15 protein-coding genes are annotated in these 17028 nt (G+C 54.8%); 12 read left to right on the top strand and 3 right to left on the bottom strand.

Going from position 1 to position 17028, the window contains the following annotated elements; genetic code table 11:
* Positions 1–19 precede the first annotated feature (19 nt).
* The 9 genes from AC4IBF_RS09685 (at position 20) to AC4IBF_RS09725 (ending at position 9692) form a co-directional block, all read left to right on the top strand.
* Complete coding sequence (locus tag AC4IBF_RS09685; RefSeq protein WP_248174390.1) at positions 20–901, top strand: carbohydrate ABC transporter permease; 882 nt, start codon at positions 20–22, stop codon at positions 899–901.
* The gene (locus tag AC4IBF_RS09690; RefSeq protein WP_136194966.1) at positions 888–1730 is read left to right on the top strand and encodes a carbohydrate ABC transporter permease; all 843 of its coding nucleotides are present in this window, start codon (positions 888–890) and stop codon (positions 1728–1730) included. Before AC4IBF_RS09685 ends, AC4IBF_RS09690 begins: the two co-directional genes overlap by 14 nt.
* A 28-nt stretch (positions 1731–1758) precedes the next feature.
* Complete coding sequence (ycjQ, locus tag AC4IBF_RS09695; protein WP_115875353.1) at positions 1759–2811, top strand: D-guloside 3-dehydrogenase; 1053 nt, start codon at positions 1759–1761, stop codon at positions 2809–2811.
* 17 nt (positions 2812–2828) lie between these two features.
* Positions 2829–3617, top strand: a complete 789-nt coding sequence (gene ycjR, locus AC4IBF_RS09700; RefSeq protein WP_252093073.1) for a 3-dehydro-D-guloside 4-epimerase — start codon at positions 2829–2831, stop codon at positions 3615–3617.
* A gap of 11 nt (positions 3618–3628) precedes the next feature.
* Entirely contained in the window at positions 3629–4687 is a 1059-nt protein-coding gene (gene ycjS / locus AC4IBF_RS09705) for a D-glucoside 3-dehydrogenase (RefSeq protein ID WP_252093072.1), read from the top strand.
* Complete coding sequence (locus AC4IBF_RS09710; RefSeq protein ID WP_325849243.1) at positions 4681–6960, top strand: glycoside hydrolase family 65 protein; 2280 nt, start codon at positions 4681–4683, stop codon at positions 6958–6960. Before ycjS ends, AC4IBF_RS09710 begins: the two co-directional genes overlap by 7 nt.
* Complete coding sequence (gene pgmB / locus AC4IBF_RS09715; RefSeq protein WP_252093070.1) at positions 6950–7615, top strand: beta-phosphoglucomutase; 666 nt, start codon at positions 6950–6952, stop codon at positions 7613–7615. The genes AC4IBF_RS09710 and pgmB overlap by 11 nt, the downstream gene beginning before the upstream one ends.
* Before the next feature lie 13 nt (positions 7616–7628).
* Positions 7629–8711, top strand: coding sequence for an ABC transporter ATP-binding protein (locus tag AC4IBF_RS09720; protein ID WP_115875346.1), 1083 nt, complete (start codon positions 7629–7631; stop codon positions 8709–8711).
* Positions 8712–8777: 66 nt separating this feature from the next.
* The gene (locus AC4IBF_RS09725) at positions 8778–9692 is read left to right on the top strand and encodes an OmpG family monomeric porin (protein ID WP_252093069.1); all 915 of its coding nucleotides are present in this window, start codon (positions 8778–8780) and stop codon (positions 9690–9692) included.
* A 34-nt stretch (positions 9693–9726) separates the two neighbouring features.
* Here the strand turns inward: AC4IBF_RS09725 and AC4IBF_RS09730 are convergent, their stop codons facing one another.
* Entirely contained in the window at positions 9727–10737 is a 1011-nt protein-coding gene (locus AC4IBF_RS09730; protein ID WP_252093068.1) for a LacI family DNA-binding transcriptional regulator, read from the bottom strand.
* Positions 10738–10892: 155 nt separating this feature from the next.
* Here AC4IBF_RS09730 and AC4IBF_RS09735 point away from each other — a divergent pair, with 155 nt between their 5' ends.
* From AC4IBF_RS09735 to tyrR, 3 genes are all read left to right on the top strand, one after another.
* A complete protein-coding gene (locus tag AC4IBF_RS09735; protein ID WP_252093067.1) occupies positions 10893–12290 on the top strand; it encodes a YcjX family GTP-binding protein in 1398 nt (465 codons plus the stop codon).
* Entirely contained in the window at positions 12287–13339 is a 1053-nt protein-coding gene (locus tag AC4IBF_RS09740) for a YcjF family protein (RefSeq protein ID WP_136194958.1), read from the top strand. Before AC4IBF_RS09735 ends, AC4IBF_RS09740 begins: the two co-directional genes overlap by 4 nt.
* Positions 13340–13451: 112 nt before the next feature.
* Complete coding sequence (gene tyrR, locus AC4IBF_RS09745; protein ID WP_133294547.1) at positions 13452–14993, top strand: transcriptional regulator TyrR; 1542 nt, start codon at positions 13452–13454, stop codon at positions 14991–14993.
* Positions 14994–15030: 37 nt separating this feature from the next.
* On the opposite strand, the gene AC4IBF_RS09750 is transcribed toward tyrR, so the two are convergent.
* On the bottom strand, positions 15031–16239 hold the full coding sequence (locus AC4IBF_RS09750; RefSeq protein ID WP_325849247.1) for an aldose 1-epimerase family protein: 1209 nt from the start codon (positions 16237–16239) through the stop codon (positions 15031–15033).
* Between the two features lie 275 nt (positions 16240–16514).
* The gene (gene tpx / locus AC4IBF_RS09755; protein WP_023335907.1) at positions 16515–17021 is read right to left on the bottom strand and encodes a thiol peroxidase; all 507 of its coding nucleotides are present in this window, start codon (positions 17019–17021) and stop codon (positions 16515–16517) included.
* Between the last annotated feature and the right edge of the window lie 7 nt (positions 17022–17028).

Consider the following 17028-nt stretch of genomic DNA (forward strand, 5'->3'; position numbering starts at 1 on the left):
CGCTCTGCGGAAGGAAATTATGAAGACGTTGTTTTCTGGTCGTTCAGATATGCCTTTCGCCATGCTGCTGTTGGCCCCCAGCCTGATTTTGCTGGTGGGCCTGGTGGCCTGGCCAATGATTTCCAATATTGAAATCAGTTTCTTACGACTGCCGCTTAACCCGCGCATTAGCGCTGTGTTTGTCGGGCTGGATAATTACATTCGCATCCTCAGCGATGCCGCCTTCTGGCACTCGCTGTGGATGACGTTCTGGTACACCGCGCTAGTCGTGCTCGGCAGTACCGGGCTGGGGCTTGCCGTCGCCATCTTCTTTAACCGGGAGTTTCGTCTGCGGAAAACGGCACGTTCACTGGTGATTTTATCCTACGTCACCCCGTCCATTTCGCTGGTGTTTGCATGGAAATACATGTTCAACAACGGCTACGGCATCGTGAACTATCTGGGCGTTGACCTGCTGCATCTTTATGACCAGACGCCCCTGTGGTTCGACAATCCTGGCAGCAGTTTTGTACTGGTGGTGCTGTTCGCCATCTGGCGTTACTTCCCGTACGCGTTTATCTCATTCCTGGCGATTTTACAGACCATTGATAAATCCCTGTATGAAGCGGCGGAAATGGACGGCGCGAATGCCTGGCAGCGTTTTCGAATCGTTACGCTGCCCGCGATTATGCCGGTGCTGGCAACGGTGGTGACGCTCCGCACTATCTGGATGTTCTACATGTTTGCGGATGTCTACCTGTTGACTACTAAGGTCGATATTTTGGGCGTCTACCTCTACAAAACCGCATTCGCTTTCAATGACCTGGGTAAAGCTGCGGCGATCTCCGTCGTGCTGTTCGTGATCATCTTCGCGGTGATTCTGCTGACCAGAAAAAGGGTAAACCTCAATGGCAACAAATAAACGCGTACTGAGCCGTATTGGTTTTTATCTGGGGCTGGCGGTGTTTCTGGTTATCACGCTGTTCCCGTTCTTCGTGATGCTAATGACGTCGTTTAAGAGTGCGAAAGAGGCAATCTCGCTCCATCCGACCATTCTGCCCCAGGAGTGGACGCTGCAGCATTACATCGACATCTTTAACCCGCTGATCTTCCCGTTTGTGGATTACTTCAAAAACAGCATGGTGGTATCGCTGACCTCCTCGGTGATTGCCGTATTTCTCGGCACGCTGGGCGCTTATGCCTTGTCCAAACTGCGTTTTAAAGGACGCACGACGATCAATGCAAGCTTCTACACCGTCTATATGTTCTCCGGGATCTTGCTGGTGGTGCCGCTGTTCAAAATCATCACTGCCCTCGGGATCTACGACACCGAGCTGGCGCTGATCGTCACCATGGTGACCCAGACATTGCCGACAGCGGTGTTCATGCTGCGCAGCTATTTCGACACCATCCCGGACGAAATCGAAGAAGCCGCGATGATGGACGGCCTCAACCGCCTGCAAATCATCTTTCGCATCACCGTCCCGCTTGCGATCTCAGGGCTCGTATCGGTGTTTGTCTACTGCTTTATGGTGGCGTGGAACGACTACCTGTTTGCGTCAATTTTCCTGTCCAGCTCTGGCAATTTCACCTTGCCGGTCGGGCTGAATACGCTCTTTAGCACGCCAGATTATATCTGGGGTCGCATGATGGCGGCATCGCTGGTGACGGCGCTTCCGGTGGTCATCATGTACGCCCTGTCTGAACGGTTTATTAAAAGTGGTTTGACCGCCGGTGGCGTGAAGGGCTGAGGCGGCCAATATTAACAAGGAGTCAGTCATGAAAAAATTAGTTGCGACAGCGCCACGCGTGGCGGCGCTGGTGGAATATGAAGATCGTCCGGTTGCAGTCCATGAAGTAAAAATTCGCGCCCGTTTTGGCGCGCCGAAACACGGTACAGAAGTGGTGGATTTCCGCGCCGCCAGCCCGTTTATTGATGAAGAATTCAACGCAGAGTGGCAGATGTTCACGCCGCGTGAAGAGGGCGCAGCGCGCGGTATTGAGTTCGGTAAGTTCCAGCTGGGTAACATGGTTGTTGGCGACATTATTGAATGCGGTGCGGACGTGACGGATTACCAGATCGGCGATCTTGTCTGCTGCTACGGCCCGTTGCAGGAAACGGTCATCGTCAACGCGGTGAACAACTATAAGCTGCGTAAAATGCCGCAGGGCGCGTCCTGGAAGAACGCCGTCTGCTACGATCCGGCGCAGTTCGCCATGAGCGGCGTGCGTGATGCCAACGTCCGCGTGGGCGACTTTGTCGTCGTGGTCGGTCTGGGAGCAATCGGGCAGATTGCGATTCAGCTGGCTAAAAAAGCCGGTGCGTCAGTGGTTATCGGCGTTGATCCAATCGAACACCGCTGCGAGATCGCCCGTCGTCACGGCGCGGACCACTGCCTGAACCCAATCGGCACCGATGTCGGCCTGGAAATCAAAAAGCTGACCGGCAAGCAGGGCGCGGACGTGATCATCGAAACCAGTGGTTTTGCCGATGCGCTGCAGTCCGCGCTGCGCGGGCTCGCCTACGGCGGCACCATCTCCTACGTAGCCTTCGCGAAACCGTTCGCTGAAGGCTTTAACCTCGGCCGTGAAGCGCATTTCAATAATGCGAAGATTGTCTTCTCCCGCGCCTGCAGCGAACCAAACCCGGACTATCCGCGCTGGAGCCGCAAGCGTATCGAAGAGACCTGCTGGGAACTGCTGATGAACGGTTATCTCAATTGTGAAGATCTGATCGACCCGGTCGTGACCTTCACCACCAGCGCTGAAAGCTACATGAAATATGTGGACCAGCATCCGGAACTGAGCATCAAAATGGGCGTCACTTTTTAAGCTAAGGAGAGCAAATCATGAAAATCGCAACACAGAACCAGGGCTTTTTCCCGGTCAATATCATGGAGAAATTCGAGTACATCAAAGCGATGGGTTTTGATGGCTACGAAATTGACGGCAAGCTGCTGGTGGAAAACCTCGCCGAGGTGAAAGCGGCCATCAAAGCCACTGGTCTGCCAGTGACGACGGCCTGCGGTGGATACGATGGCTGGATCGGTGACTTTATCGAAGAGCGTCGTCTGAACGGTTTAGCCCAGATTGAACGCATTCTGGAAGCCCTGGCCGAAGTGGGCGGCAAGGGCATTATTGTGCCTGCAGCCTGGGGAATGTTTACCTTCCGTTTGCCGCCAATGACCTCTCCACGCAGCCTTGAAGGCGACCGCAAAGCGGTGAGTGCTTCGCTGCGCTGGCTGGATGAGGTGGCAGCGCGCACCGGAACCACCGTCTATCTGGAGCCGCTGAACCGCTATCAGGATCATATGATTAATACCCTGGCAGACGCGCGTCGATACATCGAAGAGAACGGCCTGAAGCATGTGCAGATCATCGGCGATTTCTATCATATGAACATCGAAGAAGACTCGCTGACGGATGCGCTGCATCGGAACCGCGATCTGCTTGGCCATGTGCACATCGCCGATAATCACCGCTACCAGCCGGGCAGCGGCAGCCTCGATTTTGCCAGCCTGTTCGATCAGCTGCGTGCGGATAACTATCAGGGTTACGTGGTATATGAGTGCCGTGTTCGCGCCGATGATCCGGCTCAGGCATACCGGGATTCGCTCACTTATCTGCGTAAATGCTAAGGATGACGAGCGTGATGAGTGCTTCTACACCTTCGCCTCTGCGCGTCGCCATCATTGGCGCCGGGCAGGTCGCGGATAAAGTGCACGCCTCGTATTACGCCACGCGCAGTGATGTTCAGATGGTGGCTGTCATGGACAGCCACCCTGAACAGGCTCGGGCGTTTGCGGAACGTCATGGTATTCCCTCGGCATGGAAGGATGCGCGAGAAATGCTCGAGGCGGTTAAGCCGGATGCGGTGAGCGTCTGTTCGCCTAACCGGTTTCATTTCGAGCACGTCATGGCAGCGCTGGAAGCAGGCTGCCATGTGATGTGTGAAAAACCGCCTGCTATGACGCCGCAGGAGGCCGATCGGATGCGCCTGGCTGCGCGCAAGGCAGGAAAAGTGCTGGCGTATGATTTTCACCATCGTTTTGCCCTGGATACTCAGCTGCTGCGCGATGCGGTAATGAACGGAACGCTCGGAGAAATTTACTTCACGTCAGCGCAGGCGCTGCGTCGCTGCGGTGTGCCAGGGTGGGGCGTTTTTACCAATAAATCGCTACAGGGCGGTGGTCCGCTGATTGATATCGGCATCCATATGCTTGATGCCGCAATGTATGTTCTGGGGTTCCCGGCGGTAAAACGGGTGACCGCGCATAGCTATCAGAGGCTGGGCAACCGTAAAAGCAGCGGTCAGTTTGGCGCATGGGATCCCACGCAGTTTACCGTGGAAGATGCTCTGTTTGGCACGATTGAATTTTGCAACGGCGGCATTCTGCGTCTGGACACGTCGTTTGCGCTCAATATCCGCGAGCAATCGATCATGAACGTCGCATTCTGTGGAGAAAAGGCGGGTGCCACGCTGTTCCCGGCGCACATCTACAACGACGAAGCTGGTGTTTTACACACTCTTACCCAGCGCGAAGAGGCTGACGACCAACGCCACCTGCGCAGTATGGATGCCTTCGTGCGCCATGTGCAGGGAGAGCCCGTCATGATCGCTGATGCGGAGCAGGGGCTGATTATCCAGCAGCTTGTCGCCGCGCTGTATGAATCAGCAGAAACAGGGGGAAGCGTGACGTTATGCTAAACGTGTCTGTATTAACCGACCCGGGCTTTTGTCCGCACAGTCTGAATAAATACGCCTCCATCATGGCCTGCGGTAATGGCTACATGGGGATCCGCGCTGCGCATGAAGAGGATTACACCCAGCAAACCCGAGGCATGTATCTTGCGGGTCTGTATCATCGTGCTGGTCGCAACGAGACCACTGAGCTGGTCAATTTGCCCGATATCACCGGTATTGAGGTTGAGCTGGACGGGGTAAATTTTACCCTTCTGTCGGGGGACATTCTCGAGTGGCAGCGCGAGCTGGCGTTTGCTAATGGCGAACTTCGTCGCAGCGTCATCTGGCGCTCGCCCGACGGGAAACGCTATCGACTGGAGAGTCGCCGTTTTGTCTCTCTGGATCAGCTGCCGCTGGTGGCCATGCAGCTTGCGATCACCCCGCTTGATGCTGCCTCACAGGTGGTGATGAAAACCGGCATTGATGCGACACAAACCAATACCGGCCGGCAGCATCTGGATGAAATTTCCGTCAGGGTGTTCGACCAGCACTATATGCAGGGCGTGTATGAAACGCAGAACCGGGCGTCGGAAGTTGTTGTTTCGGCGTTTTGTCAGCTCTCTGCGAAGAGCGACAGCTGCTTCACCGCCAAAAATCGTCGGGTCTCTGCGCACTATTGCCTGACGATACCGCAAGGTGACACTGTCACTCTGGATAAGATTGTCTGGGTTGCCCATCGCAGCGATAAAGCCCTTTCGCAGGAGTCGTTCGCGCGAAGGGCGCTGGCGGATCTCAAGGTTTGTGCGGCAAGGGGGTATGCCTCGCTGCTGGAGAGTTCATCCTGCGCATGGGAAGACGTATGGCGTAACGCCCGGGTGGAAGTGGCTTCTGCTGCTCCTGACGATCAGATGGCGCTGGACTATGCCGTCTGGCATCTGACCACCATGACGCCCGCCCATGATGATCGAAGCAGCATTGCCGCTAAGGGATTGACCGGCGAGGGGTATAAAGGACACGTCTTCTGGGATACCGAAATATTCCTGCTGCCTTTCCATCTTTTCACCCGTCCTCAGGTGGCCCGCAATCTTCTGCGCTATCGCTGGCTTAACCTGGCCGGGGCCCGGGAAAAAGCCCGCCGCAACGGCTGGCCGGGCGCACTTTTCCCGTGGGAGAGCGCCTCGAGCGGCAAAGAGGAAACGCCGGAGTTCGCGGCTATCAACATCCGAACCGGCATGCGCCAGAAGGTGGCCTCCGCGCTGGCAGAACACCACATCGTGGCGGACATTGCCTGGGCCGTCGTCGCTTACTGGCAGGCGACACACGATGATGCCTTTATGCGAAATGAAGGCCTGACGCTGCTGATGGAAACTGCTGCGTTCTGGATGGGCCGCGCCACGGAAATCAATGGTCGCCTCGAAATCCATGACGTCATCGGACCTGACGAATATACCGAGCATGTGAATAACAACGCGTATACCAACTATCTGGCCTGGCACAACGTCGCCTGCGCTCGCCGGTTTATGGCGCAGTTTGGGCGTGAAGATGCGCGTTTTACGGAGAATGCCACGCGGTTCCTGACGCGCTTATGGCTGCCGGAGGCCAATTCAGACGGTGTGATCCCGCAGGATGATACCTTCATGGCGAAACCAGCCATTGATCTCAGCCGCTATAAAGCAAAAGCAGGGAAGCAGACCATTCTGCTCGATTACTCCCGCGCGGAAGTAAACGACATGCAGATCCTGAAGCAGGCTGATGTGGTAATGCTTACCTACCTCTTGCCGGAGCGGTTTACCCCACAGCAATGTGCCGCCAATCTGGCTTTCTACGAGCCCCGCACGATCCATGACTCTTCGCTGAGTAAGGCCATACACGGCATTGTGACCGCCCGCTGTGGTGACACCGAAGGTGCATACGCCTTCTGGCGTGATGGCGTCGCCATTGACCTTGGGGACGATCCACACAGCTGCGATGACGGTATTCATGCCGCAGCGACCGGCGCTATCTGGTCCGGCGTCATTCAGGGATTTGCAGGTATGCAGATTGTGGAAGGGGAGCTACACCTTGCGCCCAGCCTGCCTGCCCACTGGCGAAGGCTTGCTTTCCCCCTGCGCTGGCGGAACGCAACGCTGCACTTCACCTATGAAAATGAGGTGTTAACCATTGAAACGACGACACCTGTCACTCTGACGCTGTGGGGCAAGACGCTACGCGTATCGGTGCGCAAGGTATGCGCTTATAAGGATTTTCTTGCACCTGTAAATGGGACCGCTACCACGGAGGGGCGCCATGACGCTTAAGGCTGTTGTATTCGATCTGGACGGTGTTATCACCAATACCGCACACCTCCATTTTCTGGCCTGGCGTGCAGTGGCTGACGAAATCGGCATCACCTTCGACGAAGTGTTTAATGAACAGCTGAAGGGAATTAGCCGCATGGATTCCCTTCAGCGCATCCTGAAGCATGGCGGGAAAGAGGGGATGTTTAGCGATGAGCAGTGCCTCGCGCTGGCGACGAAAAAAAACGCGCTTTATGTCCAGTCTCTGGCGTCGCTGACGGAAGATTCACTGCTTCCGGGTATTCGTGACGTGCTGACGGATATACGTAAAGCGAACGTCAAAACTGGACTCGCCTCCGTTTCCCTGAATGCCCCTGGGATCCTGCACGCGCTGGGCATTTATCAGGCCTTCGATTATTGCGCCGATGCTTCCCGTATTCGCCGCTCAAAGCCAGATCCGGAGATCTTCCTTGCAGCCTGTGCTGGCCTGAATGTGCGTCCTGAAGAGGCCATGGGCATCGAAGATGCACCTGCAGGCGTAGCGGCGATCAACGCGGCGGGCATGCTGTCGGTTGGGGTGGGTTCTGGCCTGAACCATGCGGGACTACAGCTTCATTCAACGCGGGAACTGACCTGGAAATGCCTTACCGAGTTTTGGGCATCCCGGACGTATTGATAAGGAATTAACAATGGCTCAACTGTCTCTGAAAAACATTCAGAAAATCTATGATAACCAGGTCCACGTGGTTAAGGATTTCAATCTCGAAATCGAAGACAAGGAGTTCATCGTCTTCGTCGGGCCTTCAGGCTGCGGTAAATCCACGACGCTGCGCATGATCGCCGGTCTGGAGGAGATCTCCGCTGGCGAACTGGTGATTGACGGCGTTTGTATGAACGATGTGCCCGCCAAGTCACGCGATATCGCCATGGTATTCCAGAACTATGCGCTTTATCCGCATATGACGGTCTACGACAACATGGCGTTCGGCCTGAAGATGCAAAAAATTGCGCCTGCGGTTATCGAAGAGCGCGTTAACTGGGCGGCACAGATCCTCGGATTACGTGAATACCTAAAGCGTAAACCCGGCGCGCTGTCCGGCGGCCAGCGCCAGCGCGTGGCGTTAGGCAGGGCGATCGTACGTGAGGCGGGCGTGTTCCTGATGGATGAACCGCTCTCAAACCTCGATGCCAAGCTTCGCGTGCAGATGCGGGCTGAAATTAGCAAGCTGCATCAGAAGCTTAACACCACCATGATTTACGTGACCCACGATCAGACGGAAGCCATGACGATGGCGACCCGCATCGTGATCTTAAAAGACGGCATTATTCAGCAGGTCGGTGCACCTAAGCAGGTTTACAACGAACCGGCAAACATGTTTGTCGCAGGGTTTATTGGATCGCCAGCCATGAACTTCATTCGCGGTGCTATCGACGACCGCTATTTCGTTACGGAAACGCTGCGTCTGGCGATCCCGGAAGACAAGCTCGCTTCACTGAATGCCGCAGGGTATCAGCGCAAAGCCGTGGTCTTTGGGATCCGCCCGGAAGATATTCTCACTCTGCAGAGCAGCGGTAAAAATATCGAGGCGAAAGTCAGCGTAGCCGAACTGACCGGCGCGGAGTTCATGCTCTACGCCACCGTTGGCGGTCATGAGCTGGTTGTTCGTGCTGGCGCTGCGAATGATTATGCCGCTGGGGATAATATCGGCATCCAGTTCGATATGAATAAGTGCCATTTCTTCGACGCTGAAACCGAAGCGGCTATTAGATAAGAAAGGTGTTCGCCGGAAATACCCATTTCCGGTTTTTTTGTTTGTTACTTATAAAGGGAATATTTGATGGGTACTCTACTAAAAAGTGCTGCGCTCGTGCTGTGCGCAGGGGTTAGCTGCGCACACGCAACAGAAAGCGCTAAAAAGTGGGAATTTAATATTGGCGCGATGTATGAAATAGAAAACGTCGAAGGCCAGGGGGAGGATAAAGACGGGTTATATGAACCTTCCGTGTGGTTTAATGCGACCTGGGATGCCTGGACTATTTCGCTGGCGATGTATCAGGAAGGGCCGGTTGATTATAGCAGCATGACCCGTGGCACCTATTTCGATCGTCCTGAATTTGAATTACGCTATCGCTTTATCGGAACAGATGATTTTACGTTCGGTCTGACCGGAGGCTTCCGTAATTATGGCTACCACTTTAAAGATGAACACGGCGCCAGAGACGGCAGCGCTAATATGCAGCGCTACAAAATTCAGCCTGACTGGGATATAAAATTAACCGACGACTGGCGTTTTGGCGGCTGGTTTGCCATGTATCAGTTTGCTAACGATCTGGAAAAAACCGGCTATTCAGACAGCCGCGTCGAAACCGAAACGGGCTTTACCTGGACCATTAACGACACCTTTGCTGCTAAAGTGAATTACTATTTAGAACGCGGGTTCAACATGGACGGTTCCCGCAATAACGGAGAATTCTCCACCCAGGAAATTCGTGCCTATCTGCCAATTTCGTTAGGCCAGACCACCTTAACGCCTTACACACGACTGGGGCTCGATCGCTGGTCGAACTGGGACTGGCGGGACGATCCCGAGCGTGAAGGACATAATTTCAACCGCCTGGGTATGCAGTACGCCTATAACTTCAATAACGGTTTATCCATGACGCTTGAATACGCCTATGAATGGGAAAACCATGACGAGGGTAAAAACGACCGCTTCCACTATGCGGGCGTTGGCGTAAATTACGCTTTCTGATCGTGTTTATTCCAGGGGCTAACTGCCCCTGGTTTTAGCGCAGCGAGGCCGCCAGTATAAAATGGGTATCAACCAGCACTTTTTGCGGGGCGGGATGACCTGCAATACGCCTGAAAAGTAGATCGCAGCTCTCTTCCCCCAGCTTTCTGGTGGGGATATCAAACCCGCCAGGTGCGGGCGTTAAAATGAGAGACAGCATCGGGTCACTGTATCCGGCTATCACCACCTGCTCTGGAATCATCAGATTCAACTCATCCGCCGCACGATAGAGGCTGAGTAACTTCATGCTGTCGGTAGCGAATACCGCATCGGGCGGCGTGGATGAAGACAACAGCTCCAGAGCCGCAGTAAGCGCACTCTCATGGCTATAACCGCCATCCCTGATCCAGTCCGGGTTGAGGGCAATATGGTGCTTTTCCAGACTGGCTTTATAGCCCGCAAGACGATCGATCGAAACATGATAATCAAGCGGGGCATGCAGACAGGCAATTTTACGGCGTCCGTTTTTAATAAAGGTTTCGGTCAGCGTGGCGCTGTCATGGAAATTATCCGTGTCGACGGAATAAATATTCTGAAACTCACCTTCGACTTTGCCGATAACTACTACCGGTACGCCATACGCATCCAGCGTGGTGAAAAAGGATTCATTTGCCGGTGAGCTCAGCATAATGATCCCTTTGATCATCTTCTGTTTTATTTTATTCACGCATTTCAGCAGATCGTCTTCGCTGCTTTTTGACGTTTGTAAAATAACGTCAAATCCTTCTTCTTCCGCTTTTGCCGTAATGGCATGCAGGACATCTGAGAAAAAAGGATTTCCGGCAGTGGTTTTGGTTGAACGGGTCGAAATAACCATAATGGCATCGAAGCCTGAAGAGGTCAGGGCGCGGGCCAGTTTGTTGGGCTGATAATTTAATTCGTCAATCGCCTTCAGCACTTTTTCACGCGCTTCGGGAGAAATATTCGTTTGTTTATTCAGAACGCGGGAAACGGTTGATTTCGATACGCCCGCAACCCGTGCGATATCATAGATGGTGGGTGACATACACCTTACTCACTCCGGACTGACAGCAATGCCGTTCATCTTACTGGAGAGAAAACGGCAATAGCAATAAATAAGAATTGATAATCAACGATCTGCCCCCATTTATTGTATTCTGAAGCCATGCATTCAAGGCTTCCAGGCAACGAAGGACGGCGATGAAGCGACTTAAAAACGAAATCAATTCACTGGTGAACCGTGGCGTTGACCGCCATGTGCGTCTGGCCGTGACGGGGCTTAGCCGCAGCGGTAAGACGGCGTTTATCACCGCGATGGTAAACCAGCTCCTGAACCTGCACGCCGGCGCGCGTCTGCCGCTGCTCAGCGCGGTGCGGGAAGAACGTCTGCTGGGCGTGAAGCGCGTCCCTCAGCGCGATTTTGGTATTCCTCGTTTTACTTATGACGAAGGGCTGGCGCAGCTGTATGGCGATCCGCCCGCGTGGCCGACCCCGACGCGAGGGGTCAGTGAAATTCGTCTTGCGCTGCGTTTTCGCTCGAATGAATCCCTGATGCGCCACTTCAAGGATACCTCCACGTTGTACCTTGAAATCGTCGATTATCCCGGCGAATGGCTGCTCGACCTGCCGATGCTGGCGCAGGATTACATCAGCTGGTCCCGCCAGATGACGGGCTTGTTGCAGGGGCAGCGCGCCGGGTGGTCGGCCAAATGGCGACAGCTTTGCGAAGGACTGGACCCGCTTGCGCCAGCAGATGAAAACCGTCTTGCGGCCATTGCCGACGCCTGGACGGCGTATTTGCACCAGTGTAAACAGGAAGGATTGCACTTCATTCAGCCGGGTCGCTTTGTTCTGCCGGGTGATTTAGCGGGCGCACCTGCGCTTCAGTTCTTCCCCTGGCCGGATGTGGATGGGGTGGGTGAGTCGAAGCTGGCGCAGGCCGACAGGCACACTAACGCCGGGATGCTGCGCGAGCGTTACAATTACTACTGTGAAAAAGTGGTCAAGGGATTCTATAAAAACCACTTCTTGCGATTTGATCGTCAGATTGTGCTGGTGGATTGCCTGCAGCCTCTCAACAGCGGGCCGCAGGCCTTCAACGATATGCGCCTGGCGCTGACGCAGCTGATGCAAAGTTTTCACTATGGGCAGCGGACGCTGTTCCGTCGTCTTTTCTCACCGGTGATCGACAAACTGCTCTTTGCGGCCACGAAGGCCGATCACGTCACGGTCGACCAGCATGCCAATATGGTATCGCTGCTGCAGCAGCTGGTGCAGGACGCCTGGCAAAACGCCGCCTTCGAAGGGATCGGCATGGATTGCCTTGGGCTCGCGTCCGTGCAGGCGACACAAAGCGGGCTGATTGATCTTAACGGCGAGAAAATACCGGCATTACGCGGGAACCGGCTCAGCGACGGTGAACCGCTTACCGTCTATCCGGGCGAAGTGCCTGCGCGGCTGCCGGGTCAGGCCTTCTGGCAGAACCAGGGCTTCCAGTTTGAAGCCTTCCGCCCGCAGGCAATGAGTGTCGACAGGCCTTTACCACACATCCGTCTGGATGCGGCGCTGGAGTTTTTGATTGGAGATAAATTGCGATGACGGAACCGTTAAAACCGCGCATAGACTTTACCGGAACGCTTGAGCACGACCCTCAGGAGGCGTTCAAAACCGCGCAGACGTTCAGCGGCACGCAGGCCGATAACTTTTCCCCGGCCCTGACAGAGGAGCCCGCCGTTGAGGAAGGTCCGGCAGAGGCGGTTGTGGAAGCCGCTCTGCGTCCAAAACGAAGCCTGTGGCGCAGGATGGTCACCGCCGGTCTGGCGCTGTTTGGCGTAAGCGTGGTTGGGCAGGGCGTGCAGTGGACGATGAATGCCTGGCAAACTCAGGACTGGGTCGCGCTCGGCGGATGTGCCGCAGGCGCGCTGATTGTGGGGGCGGGCATCGGGTCGGTTACCACCGAGTGGCGTCGGCTCTGGCGTTTGCGCCAGCGCGCGCACGAGCGTGATGAAGCGCGGGATCTGCTCCACAGTCACGGCACCGGCAAAGGCCGTGCCTTCTGTGAAAAGCTGGCCAGCCAGGCCGGAATCGATCAGTCGCACCCGGCGCTTCAGCGCTGGTACGCCGCCATCCATGAGACCCAGAACGATCGGGAAGTGGTGACGCTCTACTCCCACATGGTTCAGCCGGTGCTGGATGCCCAGGCGCGGCGCGAGATTAGCCGTTCTGCGGCAGAATCCACCCTGATGATTGCCGTCAGCCCGCTGGCGCTGGTTGATATGGCCTTCATCGCCTGGCGTAATCTGCGCCTGATCAACCGTATCGCGAACCTTTACGGCATAGAGCTGGGTTACTACAGTCGGCTCAGGCTGTTTAAGCTGGTCCTGCTCAATATCGCGTTTGCCGGGGCGAGTGAGCTGGTGCGCGAAGTGGGAATGGACTGGATGTCGCAGGATCTGGCGGCGCGTCTTTCTGCTCGTGCCGCCCAGGGGATTGGCGCAGGATTATTGACGGCGCGTTTGGGGATTAAAGCGATGGAGGTCTGCCGTCCGCTACCCTGGATTGACGGCGATAAGCCGCGACTGGGGGATTTCAGGCGCGAGCTGATCGGCCAGCTCAAAGAGACGCTCAATAAAAAACCGGCTCCATGAGGTTTTGTTCACTAATCGTCCTGGCTGTCAATATTTGTTGACAGCCATCTTCCCGATCACCGTGTTCTGACATATCATTTTACTGTTACTGGCTTAAAACGGTGAATTTCCCATGCGTCTTGAAGTCTTCTGTGAAGACCGTCTCGGTCTGACCCGCGAATTACTCGATCTTCTTGTTTTACGTAGCATTGATTTACGTGGCATTGAGATCGATCCTGTCGGGCGAATTTACCTCAATTTTGCCGAAATTGAATTTAATACATTCAGCAGCCTGATGGCGGAAATCCGCCGTATCGCTGGCGTTACGGATGTACGCACCATTCCCTGGATGCCTTCTGAACGTGAGCACCTGGCGCTGAGCGCGCTGCTGGAGGCCATGCCTGAACCGTTCCTCTCCCTGGATTTGAAAAGCAAAGTTGAGCGCGTTAACCACGCGAGCTGCCAGCTTTTCGCGCAGAGCCAGGAGAAGCTCAGCAATCATAACGCCGCGCAGCTGATCCCCGGCTTTAACTTCCAGCGCTGGCTGGACAGCAATCCGCAGAACACGCTTAGCGAGCATGTGGTGATTAACGGGCAGAATTTCCTGATGGAGATCACGCCGGTCTATCTGAAAGGGGAAGGGAACACTCGCATGCTCACCGGGGCGGTGATCATGCTGCGCTCGACGCTACGCATGGGTCGCCAGCTGCAAAACCTCTCCAGTCAGGACGTTGGCGCGTTCAGCCAGATTATTGCCGTCAGCCCGAAAATGCGTCATGTGGTTGATCAGGCGCGTAAGCTCGCAAGCCTGACCGCGCCGCTGCTGATAACCGGGGACACCGGCACAGGGAAAGACCTCCTGGCTCATGCGGTGCATCTGGCGAGTCCGCGCGCGGCTAAGCCTTATCTGGCACTTAACTGCGCCTCTATTCCGGAAGATGCCGTTGAAAGCGAGCTGTTTGGTCACGCGCCGGAAGGTAAGAAAGGGTTCTTCGAGCAGGCTAACGGCGGCTCCGTGCTGCTGGACGAAATTGGCGAAATGTCGCCACGTATGCAGGCTAAGCTGCTGCGCTTCCTGAACGACGGAACCTTCCGCCGCGTCGGTGAGGATCACGAAGTGCATGTGGACGTGCGCGTCATTTGCGCCACCCAGAAAAACCTGGTTGAACTGGTGCAAAAGGGGATCTTCCGCGAGGATCTCTATTACCGCCTCAACGTCCTGACGCTGAACATTCCGCCGCTGCGCGATTGTCCGCAGGACATCATGCCGCTAACGGAGCTGTTCGTCGCCCGCTTTGCCGACGAGCAGGGTGTGCCGCGTCCGAAGCTGTCAGCCGATCTTGGCACGGTGCTCATGCGCTACGGCTGGCCGGGCAATATTCGTCAGCTCAAAAACGCCGTTTATCGCGCGCTGACCCAGCTTGAAGGGTATGAACTGCGCCCGCAGGATATCCTGTTGCCGGATTACGACGCCGGAACGGTATCGGTAGGGGAAGAGGCGATGGAAGGTTCGCTGGATGATATTACCAGCCGTTTTGAACGCTCAGTGCTGACGCAGCTGTACCGCAGCTATCCCAGCACCCGCAAGCTGGCAAAACGCCTTGGTGTCTCGCACACCGCGATCGCGAACAAGCTGCGTGAGTACGGTTTGAATCATAAGAAAGGTGACGAATAACAAAAAAGCCTCTGCAAAGAGGCTTTTTACTTTACGTTTATTCCTTCGCCATCGGCGTGTTAACGATTTCTGTTTTTGTCTCGCCCTGAATCGACGCAATCCTGCTTTCAACCTCTTTCACCTGCTGCGGGCTGTGGAGCAGGGTGTAGGTCAGATCAAACTGCGCGCTGGCACCGGGCTGCAGCTGCTTAACCCGCTTCTGCTCGCGTTCAATCGTGACGGGGTAGGCGTAGCTGGTGCCCGGTTCGATGCCCGTGACGTAGCCCTGCTTCAGCGTGTCGGTGTTTTTCCATAAGGTCAGCACGGGCAGCTGGCGGGTATCAAACTGGATTGACGCGCCTTTATCACCGGCTTTATTGACCACCGCCGCGAGCGTTTCGTGGTTATTGTCTGCCAGCGGTTTAATATTAAAGACCATCTCATCAAAGCCTTTTGTCGGCCCGGCATAGGTTTGCCAGTCGTTAACCCCCGCTTTGGCGTAGTCATTGAACGGGCTCACGCTCGCCGCAGGCGCAAGGAAACGGGCGCCTTCCTCTAGGATCGGCGTGCCGAAGTTGCTGTGATAGATGATTTGATAATCATGAGGGTAATCGGCATGGTTTGTCAGAACATCGTGCAGGCTGAACCGGTTGGTTCCGGGAACGTAGCGCAGTTCGGTCATGGTTTGCAGATCCGATTTTTTAAACGTGCTCTCTTTGATCAAACCGCGAACGCGGATCTCATGCGGGGCGGCATCCGCGATTTCAACCTCGACCTGCGAAACAGGGGTATTACCGGCCCTGCCGTGCAGGGTGTAAATTTGCCCGTCCGCGGTGACCGGGTGCCCGGTCCACTCATAGCCACAGCGCACCATCATTTCGTTGAAACCATCCAGCCAGCCGAGACCGTTGCGGCTTTCAAGATTGATATAAGCCGGGTTAACAACCTCTTTAACGGGCGAATTCCACCCCAGTCGGGTGCCAAAGCCTTCTACATGCAGAAGGTTCATCCCGCGGGTCGGGCTCAGGGTAATTGTCAGGCCATCTTTGCTGCTAATTATGATGACTTTGCTGCCTTCCTGTTTACCACCGTGTAAGACTTTTTGCTCAATGCTGAACGTCCGATCTTTAACTTTCAGCTCATCACTGGAAATCTTCCAGTTTCCTTTCTCTACGCTGCTTTCAGCGCTTGTCAGCACCCAGGTTTTAGCCGCTGCATGGCCAGAAATCAGTACCGCAAGGAGCGTAAAAGCGAATTTAATCTTCATATATTATCCTTTTTGCTGAAACGATTATTTTCTTTCGTAAGCAAATCTAATGTTTAGGCAGAAAGGGAAATGTGATGTGCTTCACTGGGGATGAAAATAGGGAAATTTAACGATTATTATGCGTTCTTGATCACGCTTATGTTACATGTTCTCTAAGTTATTGCATGATTAATGTGATTTTTGTGCATTTATGCTTTAACGATTCAGCTTTAGCGCAATAAAAAACCCCGCCGCGGCGAGGTTGAGAATAAGTTGTATAGAATGCTAAGTACTTATTATGCTTTCAGCACGTCCAGCGCGGCAGTGTAATCCGGCTCGGTGGTAATTTCGTTAACCAGTTCGCTGAAGACAACGGTGTCGTTTTCATCCAGAACCAGTACGGCACGTGCTGCCAGACCTTTCAGTGGGCCTTCCGCGATGCTGACGCCGTATTTCTCGAGGAAATCTGCGCTGCGCAGGGTGGAGAGGGTAATAACGTTGCTCAGGCCTTCAGCACCGCAGAAACGGGACTGGGCAAACGGCAGGTCAGCGGAAATGCACAGCACAACGGTGTTGTCCATTTCAGTCGCCAGCTGGTTGAATTTACGCACGGACGCGGCACAAACGCCGGTATCAATGCTTGGGAAAATGTTCAGTACTTTGCGTTTACCCGCAAACTGAGCCAGTGTGACGTCAGACAGATCTTTAGCCACCAGAGTAAAAGCCTGCGCTTTGCTGCCAGCCTGCGGAATGGAACCTGCAACAGCAACCGGGTTGCCCTGGAAATGAACGAGTTGTGACATAGATATC

The organism is Enterobacter sp. Taxon_8 (assembly GCF_058354585.1).

Excerpts from the sequence above, each read along its gene's own strand:
- AC4IBF_RS09685 (WP_248174390.1), top strand. The coding sequence starts at position 20 with ATGAAGACGTTGTTTTCTGGTCGTTCAGATATGCCTTTCGCCATGCTG.
- AC4IBF_RS09690 (WP_136194966.1), top strand. The coding sequence starts at position 888 with ATGGCAACAAATAAACGCGTACTGAGCCGTATTGGTTTTTATCTGGGG.
- ycjQ (WP_115875353.1), top strand. The coding sequence starts at position 1,759 with ATGAAAAAATTAGTTGCGACAGCGCCACGCGTGGCGGCGCTGGTGGAA.
- ycjR (WP_252093073.1), top strand. The coding sequence starts at position 2,829 with ATGAAAATCGCAACACAGAACCAGGGCTTTTTCCCGGTCAATATCATG.
- AC4IBF_RS09710 (WP_325849243.1), top strand. The coding sequence starts at position 4,681 with ATGCTAAACGTGTCTGTATTAACCGACCCGGGCTTTTGTCCGCACAGT.
- pgmB (WP_252093070.1), top strand. The coding sequence starts at position 6,950 with ATGACGCTTAAGGCTGTTGTATTCGATCTGGACGGTGTTATCACCAAT.
- AC4IBF_RS09720 (WP_115875346.1), top strand. The coding sequence starts at position 7,629 with ATGGCTCAACTGTCTCTGAAAAACATTCAGAAAATCTATGATAACCAG.
- AC4IBF_RS09725 (WP_252093069.1), top strand. The coding sequence starts at position 8,778 with ATGGGTACTCTACTAAAAAGTGCTGCGCTCGTGCTGTGCGCAGGGGTT.
- AC4IBF_RS09730 (WP_252093068.1), bottom strand. The coding sequence starts at position 10,737 with ATGTCACCCACCATCTATGATATCGCACGGGTTGCGGGCGTATCGAAA.
- AC4IBF_RS09735 (WP_252093067.1), top strand. The coding sequence starts at position 10,893 with ATGAAGCGACTTAAAAACGAAATCAATTCACTGGTGAACCGTGGCGTT.
- AC4IBF_RS09740 (WP_136194958.1), top strand. The coding sequence starts at position 12,287 with ATGACGGAACCGTTAAAACCGCGCATAGACTTTACCGGAACGCTTGAG.
- tyrR (WP_133294547.1), top strand. The coding sequence starts at position 13,452 with ATGCGTCTTGAAGTCTTCTGTGAAGACCGTCTCGGTCTGACCCGCGAA.
- AC4IBF_RS09750 (WP_325849247.1), bottom strand. The coding sequence starts at position 16,239 with ATGAAGATTAAATTCGCTTTTACGCTCCTTGCGGTACTGATTTCTGGC.
- tpx (WP_023335907.1), bottom strand. The coding sequence starts at position 17,021 with ATGTCACAACTCGTTCATTTCCAGGGCAACCCGGTTGCTGTTGCAGGT.